The following is an 18,104-nucleotide window of genomic DNA, read 5'->3' on the forward strand; positions in this document are numbered from 1 at the left end:
CGAATCTATCTATTGCAAATTTCGTGCCAGCCTGCCAAAAATCAGAAACACACGGGAGTCCCCAGTCTTATGCAGCGCAAGGCCGGCATTAATCATTCTCATCGCCTTCCTATTCTTGAGAAAAAACCGAAATCTGCACAACACTTTATCAATACTGAGATAGCTTAGATGCCGATCAAAGGACCCAGTACGGGCAAGACAAAAGCACAAACCAAGATCATGGCAATGGTAGGAACGATTCCGGCCTTCACCATATCGCCCATCTTGTAATAGCCTTTACTGTAAGTGATCAAAGGCACACAATCTAAAGGAAGGATAAAGGTGATGGCCGCACCGAGAGCTACAATCATCGTTAATACCGCTGGACTGGCGCCTGCCAGAAGGGCTAAACCAGAAATCGGTACAGTGGCCATGCCGCAAATTGCCGGACCCACCGGACAAATGGCATGGAGAATTGTCATGACCGATGCCGCAGCCCCGGCCAACATGGGTGTGCTCCAGTTGGCAGCTCCTGCCATAATACCATCCACCAGCCAGTTGGCGGCGCCTGTAGCCATAATCCCTGCTGCTACTGCCTGGACACCACCGATCATTAAAATAACTTCCCAGGATACCCCTTTGACAAATTCATCCCAAGTAAGGACCTCAATTCCCGGAAAGAAGAAGGCAATCAATCCCATCACCGCGATTCCGGTTGCATCAAGCCATGGAACCCAAGTGCTGGCAATCCAGGCAACGAGCATAACGCCGATAATTGTAATAATTTTCTTTTCCTGGCTGGTCAGCCTTCCTGCACTAATGACCATGTTATTGATCGTATCTTCAGATTTCTGACTAATGGCTTCCGGCTTGAAGATCATAACGAGAGAAAGCCAGCTGATCGGAACCATAATGACAGCAAATGGTATCCCCATCAGCATCCAATCCAAGAAGGAGATCGTCATGCCGGTGGCCTCTTCCAACAGACCGATGGCCATAATGTTGATGGAAGTACCGGCAGGAGTCATTGCACCGCCGATCATGGTGCCAAAAGGAATCCCGATCATTAAGCATTTGCCAAGGTTGCTTTTGCCTGGTATGGCGTTGTCGGTAATCAGGATGGACAGCGCTAAGCTCATAAACAGCGAGCAAGTCGGAACATTATTGCAAACTGAAGATAGAAGAGCACTCCCCACCATAAATCCCAGCACCAAACCCTTGGGATCTCCTTTGGACCATCTGACGAGAACCCCGGCGATACGCGTTGCCAGGCTCGTCTTGATTAAGGCGACAGTAATAGCAAACGTGGCAATGACGAAAAATATCACAGAACTTATAAATTTAGACCAGGTTGTGCTCCAGTTTAAAATATCGAAATAGGGCAAGCACACCATAAGCAGCAAGGCGGTGATTGCTAAAGGCATCACTTCAGTCACCCATAAAACAATCCCCGTCAGCAAAATAGCAATAGCCATTTTGCCGGCTTGAGTCAGCCCAGCAGTCTCAGGCAAAAAATAGGCGATCACCATGATTAGAATTCCCAGACCAAGACCCAGCCACTTTTTCTTCATTAAGACCATCCTTTCAAAATGCTTGTCTGACTGACAGAACTCGATTTAAAATGACAACCCCATTAAATGCAAAAACCATACCAAATTGCAGATGTATATAAAAATAAGAAGAAGAGGTGCATTCGGGTAACGTTTTTCTATATTAATTCACTCCCTTCTTACCCCGACCAACCTTTTCATTTCTGCGAAAAGGTTTAAGTTTTAAGAAGGATTTTATTACTTCTAGGAAATCGTGAAAAAAAGTTTTTAAAAGCAATGCATAATCTTCATTTGTAAGGTACAATGTAACCATCACAACATCGGAGGTCAGAAGATGCATTATCAATCTAACGTAGAAAATGTCAATCCATATATTGGCCCTACTGCAGATATAGACATCTCTGGTCGATGGCGGGGTATTATGCAAAGCAAAAAGGACTTCTTGGAAAAAGGTACGGATCCTCGTCTCTCCCCTTACGTCAGAGATGAAATCGCCAATTCCTGGATTCGCTCCCAAAGCTACAACCTAACCCCTGAATCAATGGGTACGGCACCAACGATTAGTTCCCATGAGCTAAACTCCATATTCGAGCAGAATAAAGAGTTGATCGACATCGCCTTCCCGCTGCTAGACAGTTTTAAACCATTGCTCACGGAATCCGGTTACATGGTATCTTTGGTCGATGGCAACGGGATAGTACTCTACCGCAACGGTAACACAAAAATGGTCGATCGCTATGGAAATACTATTGATCCGGGTGTCATATGGAATGAAGCGACGATTGGAACCTGCGCCCATGTCTTGAGCATTCGTCACAAAAAACCTATCTCTTTGTTAGGTCCGGAAAACTTTCCCGCTTATTTCCAGAACGATATCACCACGACTGCTCCTTTATTTGATAGTGACGGAAACGTTATTGCCGTTTTGATCTTACTGCAAAAACTTGGTGATGACCCTTGGGATATTGATCTCCATAACCTGCAGTATCTGACTCTAGGGTGGGTCACATCTCTGGCTATGGAAATCAAAACTCAGCTCAATCTGAAACTCAGCAATTCATTGTTCAAGAGTACGAATACCGCTTTACAGACTGCCATCAAAATGATGACCGAAGGGATGGTTATTGTTAGCCGGGAAGGGCTTATACAGCATATAAACTCCCCTGCGGCGCAAATATTTAACTGTAATACGAATGAGGCAATCGGTCGCAATATCATGGAATTTCTTGTGAAGAACGACGCATTGGCAGAAGCTCTGCGGCAACTTAAAATGATCCATAATATTGAAGTCGAAGTCCTTAATGACTACGGAACCCAAGGCTATACCTTTTCGATACAGCCACTCCCCGCCGATTCTTCCGGCTCCAGTGGTGGTGTTGTCAAAATCGTCGATACCGAAAAAGCCAAAAACATGGTATCCTCAAGCAGCGGAGCCAAGCTGGATTTCGATTTTCAAAGCATTAAAGGCGCTAGCACCAAGATGCTGCGGACCAAAAGCCTGGCCCAACGCTTCGCCAGATCACCGGCCAATATCCTATTAATTGGCGAAAGCGGCACTGGAAAAGAACTCTTCGCCCAAGCCATTCATAATGAATATCGGCCTTCAGGGCCCTTTATTGTCCTTAATTGTGCCGCTATTCCCAAGAACCTCATTGAAAGTGAATTATTCGGGTATGACAGCGGTGCCTTTACCGGCGCCAAAAAAAATGGCAGCCCGGGAAAAATAGAGCTGGCTGAAGGCGGAACCCTTTTCCTGGACGAAATAGGTGATATGCCTATAGAAATTCAGGCGGTATTACTGAGAGTCTTGGAAAATAAGCAGGTTATGCGCATCGGCGGCAGTAAATACCGGGCCGTCGACTTCCGCATGGTGGCCGCGACTAACAAAGACCTGGCAACCTTAGTCCAAAGCGGTCAATTCAGACAAGATTTATATTATCGTCTGTCCGTACTCAGAGTGGATATTCCGCCCCTTCGCCAGCGGGATAGTGACGTGCTTTCTTTAGCCGAGTTTTTTATCCAGAAGTACAATTGGCGCAGCAAACTTCCCAAGCTCAGCCATGAAACCAAAATAAAGCTCATGGAGTACACTTGGCCGGGCAATGTTCGCCAGTTAGAGAATGCCATTATCTATGCCTTGAATGTGTCAGAAGATGAATTGATTCTTCCAGAGCATTTGCCTGACGAAATTATCCACAATAAAAATCATCCTGCCTCCTTATCCTTGAACCCCATTGAACTCTCCAAAGAAAACAACCTGAACGAGGCCGAACTCAGAGATGTGGTCTCCCTGAAGGAAGCGGAAAAAATAGTCGTACAGAATGCTCTGGCTAAGTCGGGGAATAATATCTGTATTGCCGCCGAATTATTGGGATTAAGCAAGTCCACTCTTTATCGCAAATTAAAGCTCCTCGGCATTGATGAATAATAAAATAAAAATCATAATCGCTGGCTGTTGCCTCCTCACACCAATAACAAGGCTTATCTTACCGACGAAGTACTCGGCGGCCAGACTCCTACTTCAGTGGGGTTGTATCCCGCAGGCCCCGCATAGGTGATGAGAGGGTGGCCCATCCAGTCCGCTGTGAACGACCTGCACGCACAGAGCAATCTGCAATCCCTTCATTTTCTTCCGCCATGCGTGGCACATGACGAAACGCCGCTTATGAAAACGGCGTTTTTTTGTCTTTTAAAATATTCTCATATTTTTCATTAGCATCCTCTGCAGCGTTCTCTGCGTATTGTCGAATACTTTTGTACCTTATTCCTACTTTTGTACCTTATCCCGACCTTAGCAGGCACTCATACCGCCATCCACCGCTATTTCTGCACCATTGATATGTCTGGCATCATCACTGCACAAAAATAAGCAGGCCCTGGCAATATCCTCAGGCATGCCAAACCAGTTGACAGGCATCGCCGCCACGATTTTGGACAGTGCCTGACCGGCCGGATGATAATCCCCGCCCGAATGGGCCCCAATATCGGTTCTCGTTCCGCCGGGATGAATGATGTTGCAGCGGATGCCCTGCTTGCCGTAAGCAAAGGCGATGCTTTTGGTCAGTCCCACTACTCCGGCTTTGGCGGAGGTATAGCTTGGACCGTGATTGCCGCGCAGGGCCGCATAAGAGCCGATATTGACGATGGAACCGCCGCCGCCTTGAATCATGGTCGGGACTGCCCTGCGGCAGATCCTGAAGGGGGCTTTCAAATCGATATTGTGTACCCTGTCCCACCGTTCATCATCAGTAGCGTCCAGGGGATAGCTGAGATCGTTGATTCCGGCAATATTGCAAACAGCGTCCAATCTGCCGAACCGGGTTTCCGCTTCTCCCACCATGCGTTCAATATCTTCAAGCTTGGTGATATCAGCCAGTACCGGAATCACGTTTTCCACACCGTTCCACCCGGCCAGATCCTTTTCCAGAATGTCGGCGGCGATTACTTTGGCTCCTTCCCCAGCAAAAAGCTGTGCGGCGGCATATCCGATCCCATTCCCTGCTCCTGTGATCAATGCCACCTTGCCTTCGAGCCTTCCCTTGGCATTACCCATTTTTTTATTCCTCCTGTTATATGCACATTGTGTGCTTCATATCCTGATCAAGGTGATGAGCAAGGGTTTTCCCCTGACCGCCCCCTTAAGCCCCGACCTGGGGGAAGCTGGTACAGCAGCAAAAACCTCCGTCCACAGGCAGGTCGGCGCCGGTGGTGTCTCCGGCGGCAGCACTGGTCAGGAAGGCAACGGCTGCGGCTATTTCTTCCGGAGTGCCATAGCGTTTGATAGCCATATGGGCCGCCGTCCTTGCGCAGCCGGCCTCTTCCGCCTTGCCCATGGGAGTGGCTATATTGCCCGGAGTCACACAGTTGATTCTGATGCCTTTGGACCAAAAACGCAGGACATTGCGCCGGGTATACCGCCAGGAGAAGTATTTGCTTACAGAGTAGGCGGCACCGGCGGCAGGGGTACTCCCTGGGGCGGCCATACTGTCAATAAGCTTGTTCAGCCTCTTCTCAAAGTCAGGGTCGTCAGGATGATCCACCACGGCATGGATGCTTTCCCCGGCGTTCCTCGCCATCATATGGGTTGCCAGTGAAGCCACTGTAACCATGCTGGAATCTTCACCCATTACCTTAAAAAATTCCTCAATAATGTAGTAAGTGCCGAGAGCATTGACCTGGACAATTCTGGGGGCCGGAGCCATCGTGGGAGATAAACCGGCTGTATGGATAACAGCGCTGATTTCTCCCATGGCGGCTGCCCTTTCCGCCAGTGCCTGCACGCACCCTCTGTCGGAAATATCACATACTGCTGTTGCGGCTTGTATGCCATCTTCCCTGAGGGTCTCCAGTGCAGCATCCAGTTTGACCTGAGAAACGTCGACCAGCAGCAAATCATGTTCTTTTCCCTGCATTCTGGCAATGGCGATACCCATACCGCCGGCGCCACCGGTAATTACACATACTCCCATGGCAATTCTGCCTCCCTATTTATTTTTTAGACAGCTCTATTCCTGTGCTTTGAACACTTCTAGTTTTCTATATAAAGTGGATTTACTGACTTGCAGCAGCTCTGCTGCTAAAGCAATATTATTGCCGGATTTGATCATGGCCTTTGTGATACAAATCCGTTCCGCCTCTCTGAGGGAACACGTTTGTTCCGCTTCTCCAAATTGTATGACATTACTCCCTCTTGTCCTTTGTCCGGACATCTGGGCTTCTGTCCCGGCTTGAGCTATGCTGTCAATAATTTCATCGGGTAAATGTTTAGGCAGAATGACATCAGTATCTATCATATTCAGGGCGTAAATCATGGCGTTTTCTAATTGTCTGATATTTCCGGGCCAATCGTATTTCAGCAAAATATCCCTGGCGGCCGTACTTAGCTGAGGTTTTTTGATTTTGCTATAGCGATCATCATAGTAGTTATTGATAAAATATTCGGCTAGAATAATTACATCTTTTCCTCGCTGCCTTAAGGGAGGGATATTTACTTTCAGGACATTAAGGCGATAGTACAAATCCTGCCTGAATTGTCCGTTTTCAACCGCAAATCGAAGGTCTTTATTGGTTGAGGCGATCAGCCTGAAGTCCACCGATCGATATTCTTTTCCGCCCACCCTCATAACCTGTTTATTTTCCAATACCCTTAGGAGCACTGCCTGGGTCTCCAGGGGCATGTCTCCTATTTCATCCAGAAGCAGAGTTCCCCCCTGGGCCAGTTCGATCTTCCCCAGGCTGCCGTTTTTATTGGCACCTGTAAAAGCACCGTTGTCGTAACCAAACAATTCGCTTTCAATGAGACTCTTGGGTATGGCAGCACAATTTAAGGCAATAAAAGGCCCGCCGGGACGGGATTCATTATGAATAGCCTTTGCAAAAAGCTCTTTGCCGGTTCCTGTCTCACCTACGATCAATATATTGGCCAATGACGAAGCAAATCGCTGAGATTGTTCCAATGCTTGCAGGGTCAGATGATGATCACCGACTATAGTATTAAAGTTAAGGCGGTTTTTTTCTTCTATACTGATTGCTGATTGCTTGCCTATAAGCAACGGCCTCACTTTTTTTTCCAAACATTGCTTCTTCATAATTTTTATTCCTTTACGGGGAGGACCTAAGCCGCGACGACTGCAACTCCTCCTTGATATTTTTCATAGTTCACCAATTTAAACCTCTGACAAATGGCCAACAACTAAAATCAACGACAACTTTGAAGGACTGAACTCAGCCGCCATGATATAGGGAACACTATGATGGATCCCCCGGAACAGAGGGAAGGACTCGTGGAAACCCCTCCCTCTGCGCGGGCAAATCTTGATTAGGCTAAGGGGATATCCCCTAAACCAATGTCCTTTTCTTTCGTGCTGACATTCAGGACCTTGCTCTTTTGGCCTGCGGTTACGGTCAAGGTGAAGTTATCTTCAGGTAAATTTCTTAACCAGAAGTCGCCGTAATTATTGGTCTCGGCAGTGACGGTAAAAGTACCGTCCGCGCTGATCAGAGTACATTTGGCGCCGATGATGACCTCTTTTGCCGCCGGATCATACAGGGTTCCGGCAATAAAGCGCTTCGGCAAGCCCCGGTAATAGACGCGAGGCCTGGTGCCATACTCCGGATGGAAAACTTCGGTACCTTCAAGATCCAGTTCCGACTCCTCTCCGAAAAGGATGGCGCCGACTTGGCAGTTATCAAAGCATCTGGGCACGCTGATTGGGTGGCCGCCGTCAAGGAGATGAGCGCAGCCTGTACACTTCTGGGGAATGTTCAGGGTTTCATTCCAATAGATCGCGTGATAGGGGCAAGAATCGACAAGTTGCTTCATTCCCTTTGCTTTGTCCGGGTCAATGAGCACCAAGCCGTCTTCTCTCTTGTAAACAGCACCCTGACCGGCTTTTATACATGGGGCATTATCGCAGTGCTGACAGAGCACGGGGAAGTAGGTTACCTTGACATGGGGTTTGGCACCCCGCTCCTGCTGGTTGACCTTGATCCAGAACTGGCCGAACTCGGGCTGGGGCTTGGCATAAGGCGACCAGTCGTTGCCGCAGTGCTCATCCTTACAACCCACCTGACAGCCGTGGCAGCCTACACATTGGTTGATATCGATGACAAAGGCTTTCATTCTGCTCCTCCTTCCACCCACGAACTGTAATTGATACCTACAGCAGGATCGTATTTCCTGTCGAAGGCCTCTGGGTATTTCTGCTTCCATTCATCGTACTCATTTTGCTCAAGCTTCGCGGCTTCCACCAGGTAACCGGAGACCGGGAAGCCCCAGCAATGCTTGGAGATTGCCCTGGGCGGGCTGAGGAGGTTCGTGGATCCGCCGCGGTCAAGGCCGGGAGCGATGGGGTCAACCCTTGAGCCTTTGTTCACGATCACCGCGCCCGGGATGACACGCTGGGAGACCTTGGCACCCACTAAAATTGTACCCTGATCGTTGGTCAGTTTGACGATATCGCCGTTCTTGATACCGCGGGACTCAGCATCCTCGGGGCTGATCCACACAGGCTCGTAGAGATAGCCATCGTGCCCTTTGACCTTGCAGGTCTCGATCTCACGGAACCAGACGATGTCGTCGCCCTGAACGTGGACGCGCCAGCGCCCGGGGTTCGCAGTCAGGAGCAGTGGGTAGGTTTTGGCCTTTTCTCCGAACGGGGTCTCGTCGTGGGTCCAGCCCTCGGAGGCCGGGCCGCCGATGATCCATTTGGCCAGAGGCTGGCGCTCCTTGTCCTCCGGGAAGTTCGCAGCCAAGGCCTCGGAATAGAATTCCAGCTTGCCTGTTGGCGTGTCAAGGGGATATTTCTCCGGATCTTCGTAGAATTGCCTCATGCCGGGGGGGTCATCTTTCCAGGTGGGGGAAATCTTAGGAATGTAGTAACCCTTTTCCTTGAATTCCTCCCAGCTGATCTCGTCTTTAAGCTTGGACTCATTGAAGTAGTACTCGCGGGCTTCGTCAATATCCATGCCCAAAGTGATATATTCGTCCACACCGAAGCGTTTGGCCAGCTCCACGGCGATTTGATAGTCGCTCATGGACTCACCCACCGGGTCGAGGGCCCGGTCCTGGTAGCCCGCATGCTTGACGGCAACGATCTGGCTGGCACCGCCGATATCATCCTCTTCCAGGCAGGTGGTGACCGGCAGAATCAGGTCGGCAAACAGGCTGTCGTTCTCCAGCCATTGGTGATTGGTGACAAAGCATTCTACCTTATCGCTGCGCAGTGCCTCCTGGAAGTTGAAGCCGCCGTTCCAGCAGCCCATGTTGCAGGGCTTCTCGGACCAGAACATGCGGCACTCGCTGCCGCCCTGATCGGCAGGGGCCGGATAATTGTATTCTTTGAACTGATCATCTGTAGTTACATAGACGATCTGAGGACTGCCCCACCATTTGGCCTCTCCCTCCTGGATGGCCTTGGCCACCATGGTACGGGGAATTGACTGAGGGTTGGGATAGAACTGACGGGCCTTCATCCCCATCACAAAGGGCATGGTGGTTGACGGCGATATGGAGTGCCGGCTGATATCCGAGGCATTCATGTAAAACTGCTGCACGCCCGGAGCGCCAAGACCCTGCATGGCCAGCTTATAGGCTTCCGTCCGGCCGGCTTCATGGGAATAGGGACCCTTGATGGCGCCGCTGGAGAAGTGTACGAGGGCGGTCACCTTGGTGCCCCATTCCCGGGCCAGAGCCTTGATGGTCCATTCCGGCACGCCGGTAATCGGCGCAGCCCACGCCGGCGTCTTAGGAATGCCGTCCTCCTCGCCCAGAATATAGGCTTTTACTTTGTCAAAGCCGACACTGTGGGTTTCCACATAGTCCTTTTTATAAAGGCCTTCCTGAATCCAAACATACATGATTGCGAAATCCAGTGCCGCGTCGGTGTTGGGCAGGATGGGAATCCACTTCATACTGTCGTGGCAAACGGCGGTATAGTTGCAGAAGGGATCGATGACCACGAATTCCTTGCCCAGTTCTTCCCAGAACTTAATAAGCTGGCTCCAAAACTGGCTGCCATAGGTCTGAGTCAGTTCCAGGTCGCCGGCGTGGAGGGCGATGAGCTGGCTGTGCTCGGTGATGTCCTTGGCCACGTTCCAGGAGTTGTAGTTGGTCTGAGGCGGGGCGATCATGCCCAGACCCTTGTTGGAACCGGAGCCCCAGACATGCTTGGCCCCCCAGTAGAAGCCTTCCACACTGTCCGGCGTCCTGGTTTCCCGGGTGTAGCCGCCGATAAGGTTCATCACCGTGGCGTGCATGCCGCCCCCGGCATGGAGGTTCTTGGACTCCTTATGCCCGTCTTCGCCGATGCAGAGCACTGCATACTTGCCGTACTTGGCCATGACCCGCTTGATCTCCGATTCCATGATGTCCAAGGCCTCTTCCCAGGAGATCCGTTTATACTTGCTCTTGCCGCGGTTCTGGGCATTGATCTTGGCCGGGTCGCCGCCCGGCTCCCAGTCCACCCTCTTCAGGGGATACTTCACCCGGTTTTTGGAATAGACACGGTTCTTATAGGCCAGGGACATATAGGGTGGAGCGGTTTTGATAGCCGGTTTGAGGGTCTTGCCCTGCACCTCAAGCTCCCACAGACTTGGTGCCAACTCCTCCATGGTATACTTGTCATCCCAGCGCATGGGCCGGATGCGCACAATCCTGCCGTCCTTGGAATCCACCGCCACGGGATCGCCGCCGGTACCGCCCGACGCGATGCCCCGGATGATGGTCTTTACGTTCTCCTTTGACTCTTTCATGAAGGTCTCCTTTCTCTGATATGCAGTTGGTTTTTCCTCTTTCTTTCCCTCACGCTCTGAGTTCGTCACCCCCTTTCCAATAACGTTGTTTACGCCATGTCCACGACGACCTTAATGGACTTTTCGCGGTCGGCTGCCATGTTCAGGGCCTCATTAAGCTGTTCCAGGGAAAAATGGTGGGTGATGATGTCGGTGACAAAGGTCCGCTTATTGGCCAGGTTGTCGATGACTTCCTCAATATCCGAAAGGTCGTAACCGCTGGACCCCATCATGACGACCTCGGCGCTCATCAGCCGCGCCAGATTCACTTCCTGCGGACGCATATTCACACCCACAACGGAGAGCCGGGCATTGGGCTTGCAAAGCTTAAAGAAGTCCTCAATGATGTTGGGTGCCCCCGCGCAATCCACCACGATATCCACATCGATAGCCATGCCACTCTGGCGCTGGGGCAGCTCGCCAAAATGTCCCTTCAAAAACTCGAACTTATCCTCATTGAGAGGACAGATCACCGCACCCATCTTCTCCAGCAAGGCTCTCTTATAGTCGCTGAGGGCGATATCGACGACAACGGGCTTGATGCCCTGGGCAATAAGCCCGCTGATACAGAACAGGCCGATGGAGCCCGCGCCGTAGACCACCACATGGTCACCCGTCCTGGCACCCGGTCTGTTCTTGCCGCGGGTGCCCACCCCAAAGGGTTCAATGAGTGATGCCTCGTCCCAAGAGATCGTATCGGGCAGCAAGAACAGGTTATAATTCAGCTTGGCGTCCGGCACCCGGATGTACTCGGAAAAGCCGCCCAGCATACAGGTTTTGTACTTGGGCATGGCATTCATGGGGTTGATCCAAACCCGGTCGCCCTCCTTGAAGCCTTTGACCTCCTTGCCGATCCCGGCCACGTAACCGGCAGTCTCATGCCCGAACTGTATACCCGCCTCGACGCCGACTCCTCCTACGTCCGACCCGCAGATCGAGGAACGGACGGTCTTGACCAGAACATCATTGGGTCCGATTTCAGGCTTTGGCATATCCACGACCTCTGCCTGCAACTTACCTTTATAAATCCCCGCTCTCATGGTAGCCATGACTTACAACTCCTTTCAACCCAGCTTGCGCCAGACGTCTTTGCCATCCCAGTCCAGCGACGCCTTTTGGATCATCTCCCAGAAGGGTTTGACACTGGGCGCGTGAATCTCCACATAATGTCCCCATTTTTCCTTGCAGTCCATATAAGCTACCTGAAGACCGGCGCCCGACTGCATGGTGAACAAGGGCTCAAAGCCGGCATCGGCGAACTCCCGCAGAGCGCCTTCGAAGTCTTCCACCCAGTTGGAAAAATGATGGAATCCGTAGTGCCCTAACTCAGCGTAAGGATTAGGCTCGCTTAAGATCTGGACAAGTTCGATCTGCAGGCCGCCAAACTGACCGAAAGCGGTCTGCATGGTCAGATCGATTTTTTTTCCGCGATAGTTTACATTTTTGTTGGTCATCGGGTCCATATAGAAGAACGGTCCTGAGCCAAAGAGCGCCGAATGGGCTCTGGCCGCTGCTTCCAGGTTCTCCACGTAGTAGGAAATCTGATTGGTGGCGTATTTGTTGAGAATCGTTTCCATAAAGATCTCCTTTCTATAATCATCTTCTTTAATCATCAGCATTTAATCATCAGCCGCCTGCCGACTTCAGTGCCATCTCTTTCGGCGTCTGAATTGTTTCCTTCAGCGGCACCAGGAACTGGGTGATGACGAGAGCGGCGACAGCAGTGCCTACCGCGATCATAAAGGCCACAGGCAGCCCGTCGGCGGGACCCTTCATACCGATGATCATCGTATAGACCGCCATGCCGATACCGCCGCCCAGGTTTTGTGCCAGCTGGAACACGGCATTACCCTGGACGCGAATCTGCGGCGCCAGCTGCACCTGGGGTGCTGCCGAGACGAAGGCAGCATTCTGGGCGCCATAGAAACCGGTGATGAACATGATAATATAAAGGGTGACCAAGGAGGTCGTCGGCGTGAGGGCAAAGAGCAGAACCAGCGTGATGACAATACGGACGATTAGACCCATATTCAGCACCGTACGGGCATTGCGGGCTTTAGCGATCATACGCCCGAAGACCGGCGCCAGGAAAAGCCCGAGCACACTGTAAAACGTAGTAGCCAGACCACCCCAGACCGCTTCCTTCCCCATGACATAGATAACATAGGTGGGAATAAAGAAAAATACAGCCATATTAGAAAAATTGGTGAACAAATTGATCAGGGTAAGGCATAGTGTGTTGCGGTCTTTCAGGACCCGTGCCGGCAGGATAGCATCGTCCCCTTTCGTTTTGACCATCGCGATCAGGATGATGAGGCCGATGATGGCCAGGACGATCATGATATTATTGCCCAGGCTGCCGAAGGGCATCTCAATAGCGGAAGGTCTGCTGGACTTCGGTCCCAGTGAGAGCGATAAAATAATGCCGCCGAGAAAGAGAACGAAACCGAAGGCGCCGACCAGGTCAACCTTTTTCATAGAGGGTACGGCCAAAGGCGCCGCTTCCTCCTTGGTGACGTTAACCCCGAAGAAAATAAGGACGGCGGCCAGGGTCAGTATCGGCCAAACCACATGGCAGGCGGCGCGCCAACTGAGGGTCTGGATCAGAATACCGGTCAGCGTCGGACCGATGAGCATGGACACGCTCATCATCGTGCCCGTCAAGCCGAGATATAAGCCCGCTTTCTCCGTCTCGTACATGTCACGGATCAGCGAGAAACCGAGAACATAGATGCCGGCGCTGACCAGACCCCAGAAGATACTGACAATAACGATGAATTCCATGTTCGGCGCTATAGCGCGACCGAATGACACCAAGGCGCCGACAAAGACGCCGAAGGCAACCAGGATACGCTTGATGGCCGGATTCTTGGCGCCATAGTAACCAAAGAGCGGCATGGCTGCAATGCTGATCAGACCGCTGATGGTCGAGGCGAGCGGATAGAGCGTTTCACCGCCGATGTCCTTTGCCGCTGCCGGCAAGATCACAGAGAGGCCGGCGGAGACAAAAATCTGGCCCAGGAGAGCGATATAAATACCGGCTAAAGTCATGATTTTTTTCGAGTTGGGCGCCGCTTGAAAAGGATTGATCATTTTTATCCCCCTTTTCAGGTAAGTTGGATCACTCGTCCGGGTTCATGTAGGCCGCGGCTTCCTCCGCAGTCAGGCCGCAATTTTTGCAGGCCGTTTCCGTCACCGGGGTCTGAGTGCCGCAGCGCGGACAGATAAAGGTCTCGATCTCAGCCGCGAGCGGGGTGCCGCACTTGCGGCATTTTGGGGCATTCGGCGGATTCAGTGTGCCGCAGGCGCATCGCGTCGGTTTGGAAACATTAGGGGGGCGAAAACACATAAGCAAATACACCTCTTTTCATGAATCGCAGATTCTTCATTGTTGTTGGCTTTTGGCGATTCACCCTTTCGGTCATTTGCCGGGGGCACTGCCAAATCCCATGAATAGCATTACTTGTGATAACCTTAACATGCCAGCATATGAAGGGGTTTCAATTCTTGAACAACCATCGTGTCCCAGACCAAAGCCGGTGCTTTTTTGCATTCATCCCGAGATCTCTTCCTTCAAGATCCAGTTTCAAAATCCGGATGTCAGATGATCAGGACTTTTTATCTTCCCCATCCCTCCCTTCTTAAGAAACCACCTTATGAAAGACCGACCTGTCTTAACTAAAATATTAGCAAGCTTTCTCCATCAATTCAGTTGTAGTTCGTACAATTGCCAATATTTCCAAAAGGTAATGAGATTGCATTTTGCCACGATTCCGGGACTGATACCGGCTTGCTTCCGATCATACCTATCCCTGATCATGAATAAGGGGGATACATAAAAATACAGGCTCCGGAGAGCCCGTTCAGGTTAATCTTTTAAGAAGATTGATTACCAATTGTTTTAATTCCAACAGAATTGATTTGTCAGCTGCTTTATAATTAATGATAGATCTCAATAAAAATCAAAGGAGAATGACGATTCTGAAAAATAATTTCTTGGACTGCCCGTGAGGTATGGTACAATAAAGATATTAAAAACAAATATCGCGTGTAAAAAAATCTCTGAAGTTAATAATCCTACCGGAATCACCGAAATCTACGGATTATTAACCTGGGTTTCAAACCCACAGGGCATAAAAGGAAACTTTTATACCTCCCGCATTGGAAAGGAGACTGACTGGCAAAGGTTGGCGAAAATGCTTAGCCTAATTATTGGTCTGTCTTCTTTTTTGATTGCTGAAAAGGGGGAGTTTTATATGCATAAACTTTTATATTGAACCGCAAAGCATAATTATTTCTCTTAAAACCAACGGATTGTCTTGCTCCAAGCATATCGGCTTTTATCATACAAATATACGTATCTGTCTTGCAGTTTAAATAAAATCAATCTGTCCAGCTAAGACTTTTGATGATTTTTAAACATGGAGGGAGAATATCAATGAATAATCAATGTTCGATTAATCATTCCTGTTTATTTTCGTCTTACTGTCAGAATCCAGGTTTACAGAATACGTATCCGCAAAAAACCGAAACCTTCAAAAAAGGCCAGATTATCTACGAAGAAGCAAAAGATCAGAATGCTTATATTATTATCAGCGGGATAGGGATAATGAATATGGGGATCATGTATGACGATACCCGTGTGGAAGAACAATTAAACCTGGCTCTTTTAGGGAAAGAGTATGCATTTGGCTCGATCGTTCCTTCGAAAAGCAGTTTTTTTGTCTCTTATCATGTTCAAACGCTCACAAAAATGAAAGTATGCAAAATTCCCTTTGCAGGGCTTAAACTTTATTTAAACAATGATAAATCACTGTTAGAAAAGATTATTTTGGCAAACGACCTGATTTCCAATGCCTTTATGCGGCAGCAGTGGATTATGAATACGAATAAGGTTTATGACCGGGTTCAGCGGGCCCTCATGGTTCTTAATACGGTTCAGGGAAAAAGTTGGAATAGGATCCCCTTGAATATCACCCATGAGGATCTGGCTGAAATTGTGAATGCCGACCGGCCATCCGTGACCCTTGGTCTGAAGAAATTGCAAAGCCAGGGCTTGATAGAACTCGGATACGGAAAGATATGGCTGAACAATGAATTGGATTTCTTCAGCACTTTTGATGTAAGTAAACATAACACCCTTTCCTACCTTCCTTTGGTCCAGTGAGCTAATCCCTCCATGACATAATTAAGCCACCGGCAACATTTTCTAATATTTTACTTATAAAGGGGGACGCCGCGAAAATTTCACAGCGTCCCCCTTGTGCTTTCCCTTGCAGATCCCTTAAAATCCCTTTTCGAGTTCCTTGCGCTCTATTTTTTAACCAGTCGGATACAATGAGAGAATAAGAATTCTTAATAGTATGCCATATTTCGAGGTGAACTAATGGAAGAAAGCCCGCCCCGGATACGCATTCGTATTTGGAACAGGCTTAGCAGCAAGAAGTTATTGTATTGAAGGAAGAGAACCTGCCTCAAGCTTTTGCCACAGGATGTCTCAGCACGGTTTTCAACTTTTCCGGGGAGGTTTTGCGGGGGTCGGACAGATAGATTTCATGATGCTTGCGTTCAGCACCGGTCATATCCACCAGTTCATTCTGCTCCATGAAAGCCTTCATTCTCTCAAGGGAGGCCGGCTCATCCGCAAAAGGCCCGAGATGCATCATCTGCACACATAAGCCTTCGCTGAATTTCTCAAACCTGACTTTGGCAACATCAAGCCCGGGTTTTTTTCGCTGGCATTCCGCCGCTGCCCACTGAAAAACCTCCTCAGTAACAAATTCCGGCTGCCGGATCATTGACGTCCAAAGCCAGGATTCACGATCCTGCAGATCAAAAGCTGAGCCCCGACACCACCATAGTCCCTCTAAAGGGGGAACCACATATTCGATATACCCGGCGGGCCGGCTGCCGCTCAATTTACTCATTTTAATGGTATAGGTGATGGCATAAAGCAGTTCCACAGCCTGCTGGTATTCTCCCCCTTCCGGATTGGGGTCCCCTTGACCGTCTACCATGATAAAATTCATGGGCGGCACCTCAATCAGCATAGGCTTGGATTTGGGCAGATAGAGATCTTTATAGGCTTTTTTGTAATCCAATTTTTCACCGGCCATTTTAAGCCTCCTCAATCGGAATGATGATTTCCGTCAGATAATTGTTTTCATTGCCCCTGAAAATCAGGCCCGGCCCTTTAAGGTAAACCTCCCGGGAGGGGGTCAGGCATTTTAAATGATTCCGGTGAGCATAATCCAGCAACGCTTTGTAGGCTAAATTCAGGGAGTCATACCCACCCTTATGAATTGTGCACAGAGCTTTAACTGCCCCCAAGGTTTTGGCGGTTACTCTGGGGTTCTGAATCAGCTTTTTTGTTGGCAGGCAGATTTCAATATCCGCCTCTTCCTTATATTCAGCGTCGTAGTACAGGTTAAATGGGGCACCGGCTCCATTGTTTTTGACCGCCTTATAAAGGGTTCCGATATAGGTGCCGACATCGCGATAACTCCCTTGATAACGGATGGATGCAACGGTTACGGGCTGAAACTCCTTGATTTCAATTGGATATTCCATAGTTCTTTCCTCCTTTTTTGGGGATTGAATATGGAGATTCATCTTTTGGATCAGCGCATTTTCCTTGGCTATATTATCTAAAATCTGCTGCTTCTTTTCGGCCAGATAGTAGGACAGGTCCGCTTCCCTGTCACCGTTGGCCAAAATCTCCTTGATCTCGGCAATGGAGAAATCCAGGGATTTTAACAAAACAATAAATTGGGCTTTGCTAAAATCATGATCATCATAGTATCTGTACGAGTTGTTTTCATCACGATGGGACGGCGTTAAAATTCCTTCCTCATCGTAATAGCGCAGAGCCTTGACCGTCAGTTTGGTAATTTTCGAAAAATCACTGATCTTATACATGAATTCACCTCCATGCCATGATTATAAACTGTCCTCCGCACAGGAAAGTCAAGGAAATATCTTTCCCGGCCTTCTCAGGCTTACCAAATGGACTCTAATATCTATTTCATCCGGTATATTTTTGTCTTCTATCGCCTGAATTCAGCCTGATTATAGCATCCCGCTGCACATAAAAAAAGCATCCTCACCCCACTATTATAGTGAAAGAGGATGCTTATATTTGCTCCAGCAATTCCTCCAAATTCTTCTTGCCAAAAGCGATTTTTTCATCATCATAACCGCCCCTTTCGGGACAGTGATCTTCTGCTCCTGGACCATTTCGCTCCCTACATCAGTCAGGTTCTGGAATATTACTCCCCTCTGCAC

Annotated in this window: 14 protein-coding genes and 1 riboswitch; of the genes, 2 read left to right on the forward strand and 12 right to left on the reverse strand. The window is 49.4% G+C overall.

What is annotated here, in order from left to right; all coding sequences use genetic code 11:
- Positions 1 to 164: 164 nt before the first annotated feature.
- Positions 165 to 1,550: an SLC13 family permease gene (locus DESLBE_RS07650; protein ID WP_015943708.1), complete on the reverse strand. Its 1,386-nt coding sequence runs from the start codon at positions 1,548 to 1,550 to the stop codon at positions 165 to 167.
- A 313-nt stretch (positions 1,551 to 1,863) separates the two neighbouring features.
- Here DESLBE_RS07650 and DESLBE_RS07655 point away from each other — a divergent pair, with 313 nt between their 5' ends.
- A complete protein-coding gene (locus tag DESLBE_RS07655; RefSeq protein WP_144676123.1) occupies positions 1,864 to 3,957 on the forward strand; it encodes a sigma 54-interacting transcriptional regulator in 2,094 nt (697 codons plus the stop codon).
- Between the two features lie 363 nt (positions 3,958 to 4,320).
- Here the strand turns inward: DESLBE_RS07655 and DESLBE_RS07660 are convergent, their stop codons facing one another.
- From DESLBE_RS07660 to DESLBE_RS07700, 9 genes are all read right to left on the reverse strand, one after another.
- A complete protein-coding gene (locus tag DESLBE_RS07660; protein ID WP_144676125.1) occupies positions 4,321 to 5,082 on the reverse strand; it encodes an SDR family oxidoreductase in 762 nt (253 codons plus the stop codon).
- An 85-nt stretch (positions 5,083 to 5,167) separates the two neighbouring features.
- Entirely contained in the window at positions 5,168 to 5,998 is an 831-nt protein-coding gene (locus DESLBE_RS07665; protein WP_144676127.1) for an SDR family oxidoreductase, read from the reverse strand.
- Positions 5,999 to 6,034: 36 nt separating this feature from the next.
- Positions 6,035 to 7,117 (reverse strand): sigma 54-interacting transcriptional regulator, encoded by a 1,083-nt coding sequence (locus tag DESLBE_RS07670; protein ID WP_144676129.1) that lies wholly within the window; start codon positions 7,115 to 7,117, stop codon positions 6,035 to 6,037.
- A gap of 230 nt (positions 7,118 to 7,347) precedes the next feature.
- Positions 7,348 to 8,151 (reverse strand): 4Fe-4S dicluster domain-containing protein, encoded by an 804-nt coding sequence (locus tag DESLBE_RS07675; RefSeq protein ID WP_144676131.1) that lies wholly within the window; start codon positions 8,149 to 8,151, stop codon positions 7,348 to 7,350.
- Entirely contained in the window at positions 8,148 to 10,781 is a 2,634-nt protein-coding gene (locus tag DESLBE_RS07680) for a molybdopterin-dependent oxidoreductase (protein ID WP_144676133.1), read from the reverse strand. The genes DESLBE_RS07675 and DESLBE_RS07680 overlap by 4 nt, the downstream gene beginning before the upstream one ends.
- An 89-nt stretch (positions 10,782 to 10,870) precedes the next feature.
- The gene (locus DESLBE_RS07685) at positions 10,871 to 11,869 is read right to left on the reverse strand and encodes a zinc-binding dehydrogenase (protein WP_144676135.1); all 999 of its coding nucleotides are present in this window, start codon (positions 11,867 to 11,869) and stop codon (positions 10,871 to 10,873) included.
- Between the two features lie 15 nt (positions 11,870 to 11,884).
- On the reverse strand, positions 11,885 to 12,439 hold the full coding sequence (locus DESLBE_RS07690) for a VOC family protein (protein WP_144676137.1): 555 nt from the start codon (positions 12,437 to 12,439) through the stop codon (positions 11,885 to 11,887).
- 7 nt (positions 12,440 to 12,446) lie between these two features.
- On the reverse strand, positions 12,447 to 13,913 hold the full coding sequence (locus tag DESLBE_RS07695; protein WP_144676139.1) for an MFS transporter: 1,467 nt from the start codon (positions 13,911 to 13,913) through the stop codon (positions 12,447 to 12,449).
- 28 nt (positions 13,914 to 13,941) lie between these two features.
- A complete protein-coding gene (locus DESLBE_RS07700) occupies positions 13,942 to 14,169 on the reverse strand; it encodes a zinc ribbon domain-containing protein (RefSeq protein ID WP_144676141.1) in 228 nt (75 codons plus the stop codon).
- A gap of 699 nt (positions 14,170 to 14,868) precedes the next feature.
- A riboswitch (molybdenum cofactor riboswitch) is annotated at positions 14,869 to 15,008 on the forward strand.
- Positions 15,009 to 15,258: 250 nt separating this feature from the next.
- Between DESLBE_RS07700 and DESLBE_RS07705 the strand changes: the two genes are divergently transcribed.
- Positions 15,259 to 15,987, forward strand: coding sequence for a Crp/Fnr family transcriptional regulator (locus DESLBE_RS07705; RefSeq protein ID WP_172625403.1), 729 nt, complete (start codon positions 15,259 to 15,261; stop codon positions 15,985 to 15,987).
- 307 nt (positions 15,988 to 16,294) lie between these two features.
- On the opposite strand, the gene DESLBE_RS07710 is transcribed toward DESLBE_RS07705, so the two are convergent.
- Both DESLBE_RS07710 and DESLBE_RS07715 read right to left on the reverse strand, forming a co-directional pair.
- The gene (locus tag DESLBE_RS07710) at positions 16,295 to 16,936 is read right to left on the reverse strand and encodes a GyrI-like domain-containing protein (protein WP_144676145.1); all 642 of its coding nucleotides are present in this window, start codon (positions 16,934 to 16,936) and stop codon (positions 16,295 to 16,297) included.
- 1 nt (position 16,937) lies between these two features.
- Complete coding sequence (locus tag DESLBE_RS07715; RefSeq protein WP_144676147.1) at positions 16,938 to 17,738, reverse strand: MerR family transcriptional regulator; 801 nt, start codon at positions 17,736 to 17,738, stop codon at positions 16,938 to 16,940.
- Positions 17,739 to 18,104: the final 366 nt, after the last annotated feature.

It is taken from the genome of Desulfitobacterium sp. LBE, assembly GCF_007830365.1.
Taxonomy (GTDB): domain Bacteria; phylum Bacillota; class Desulfitobacteriia; order Desulfitobacteriales; family Desulfitobacteriaceae; genus Desulfitobacterium; species Desulfitobacterium hafniense.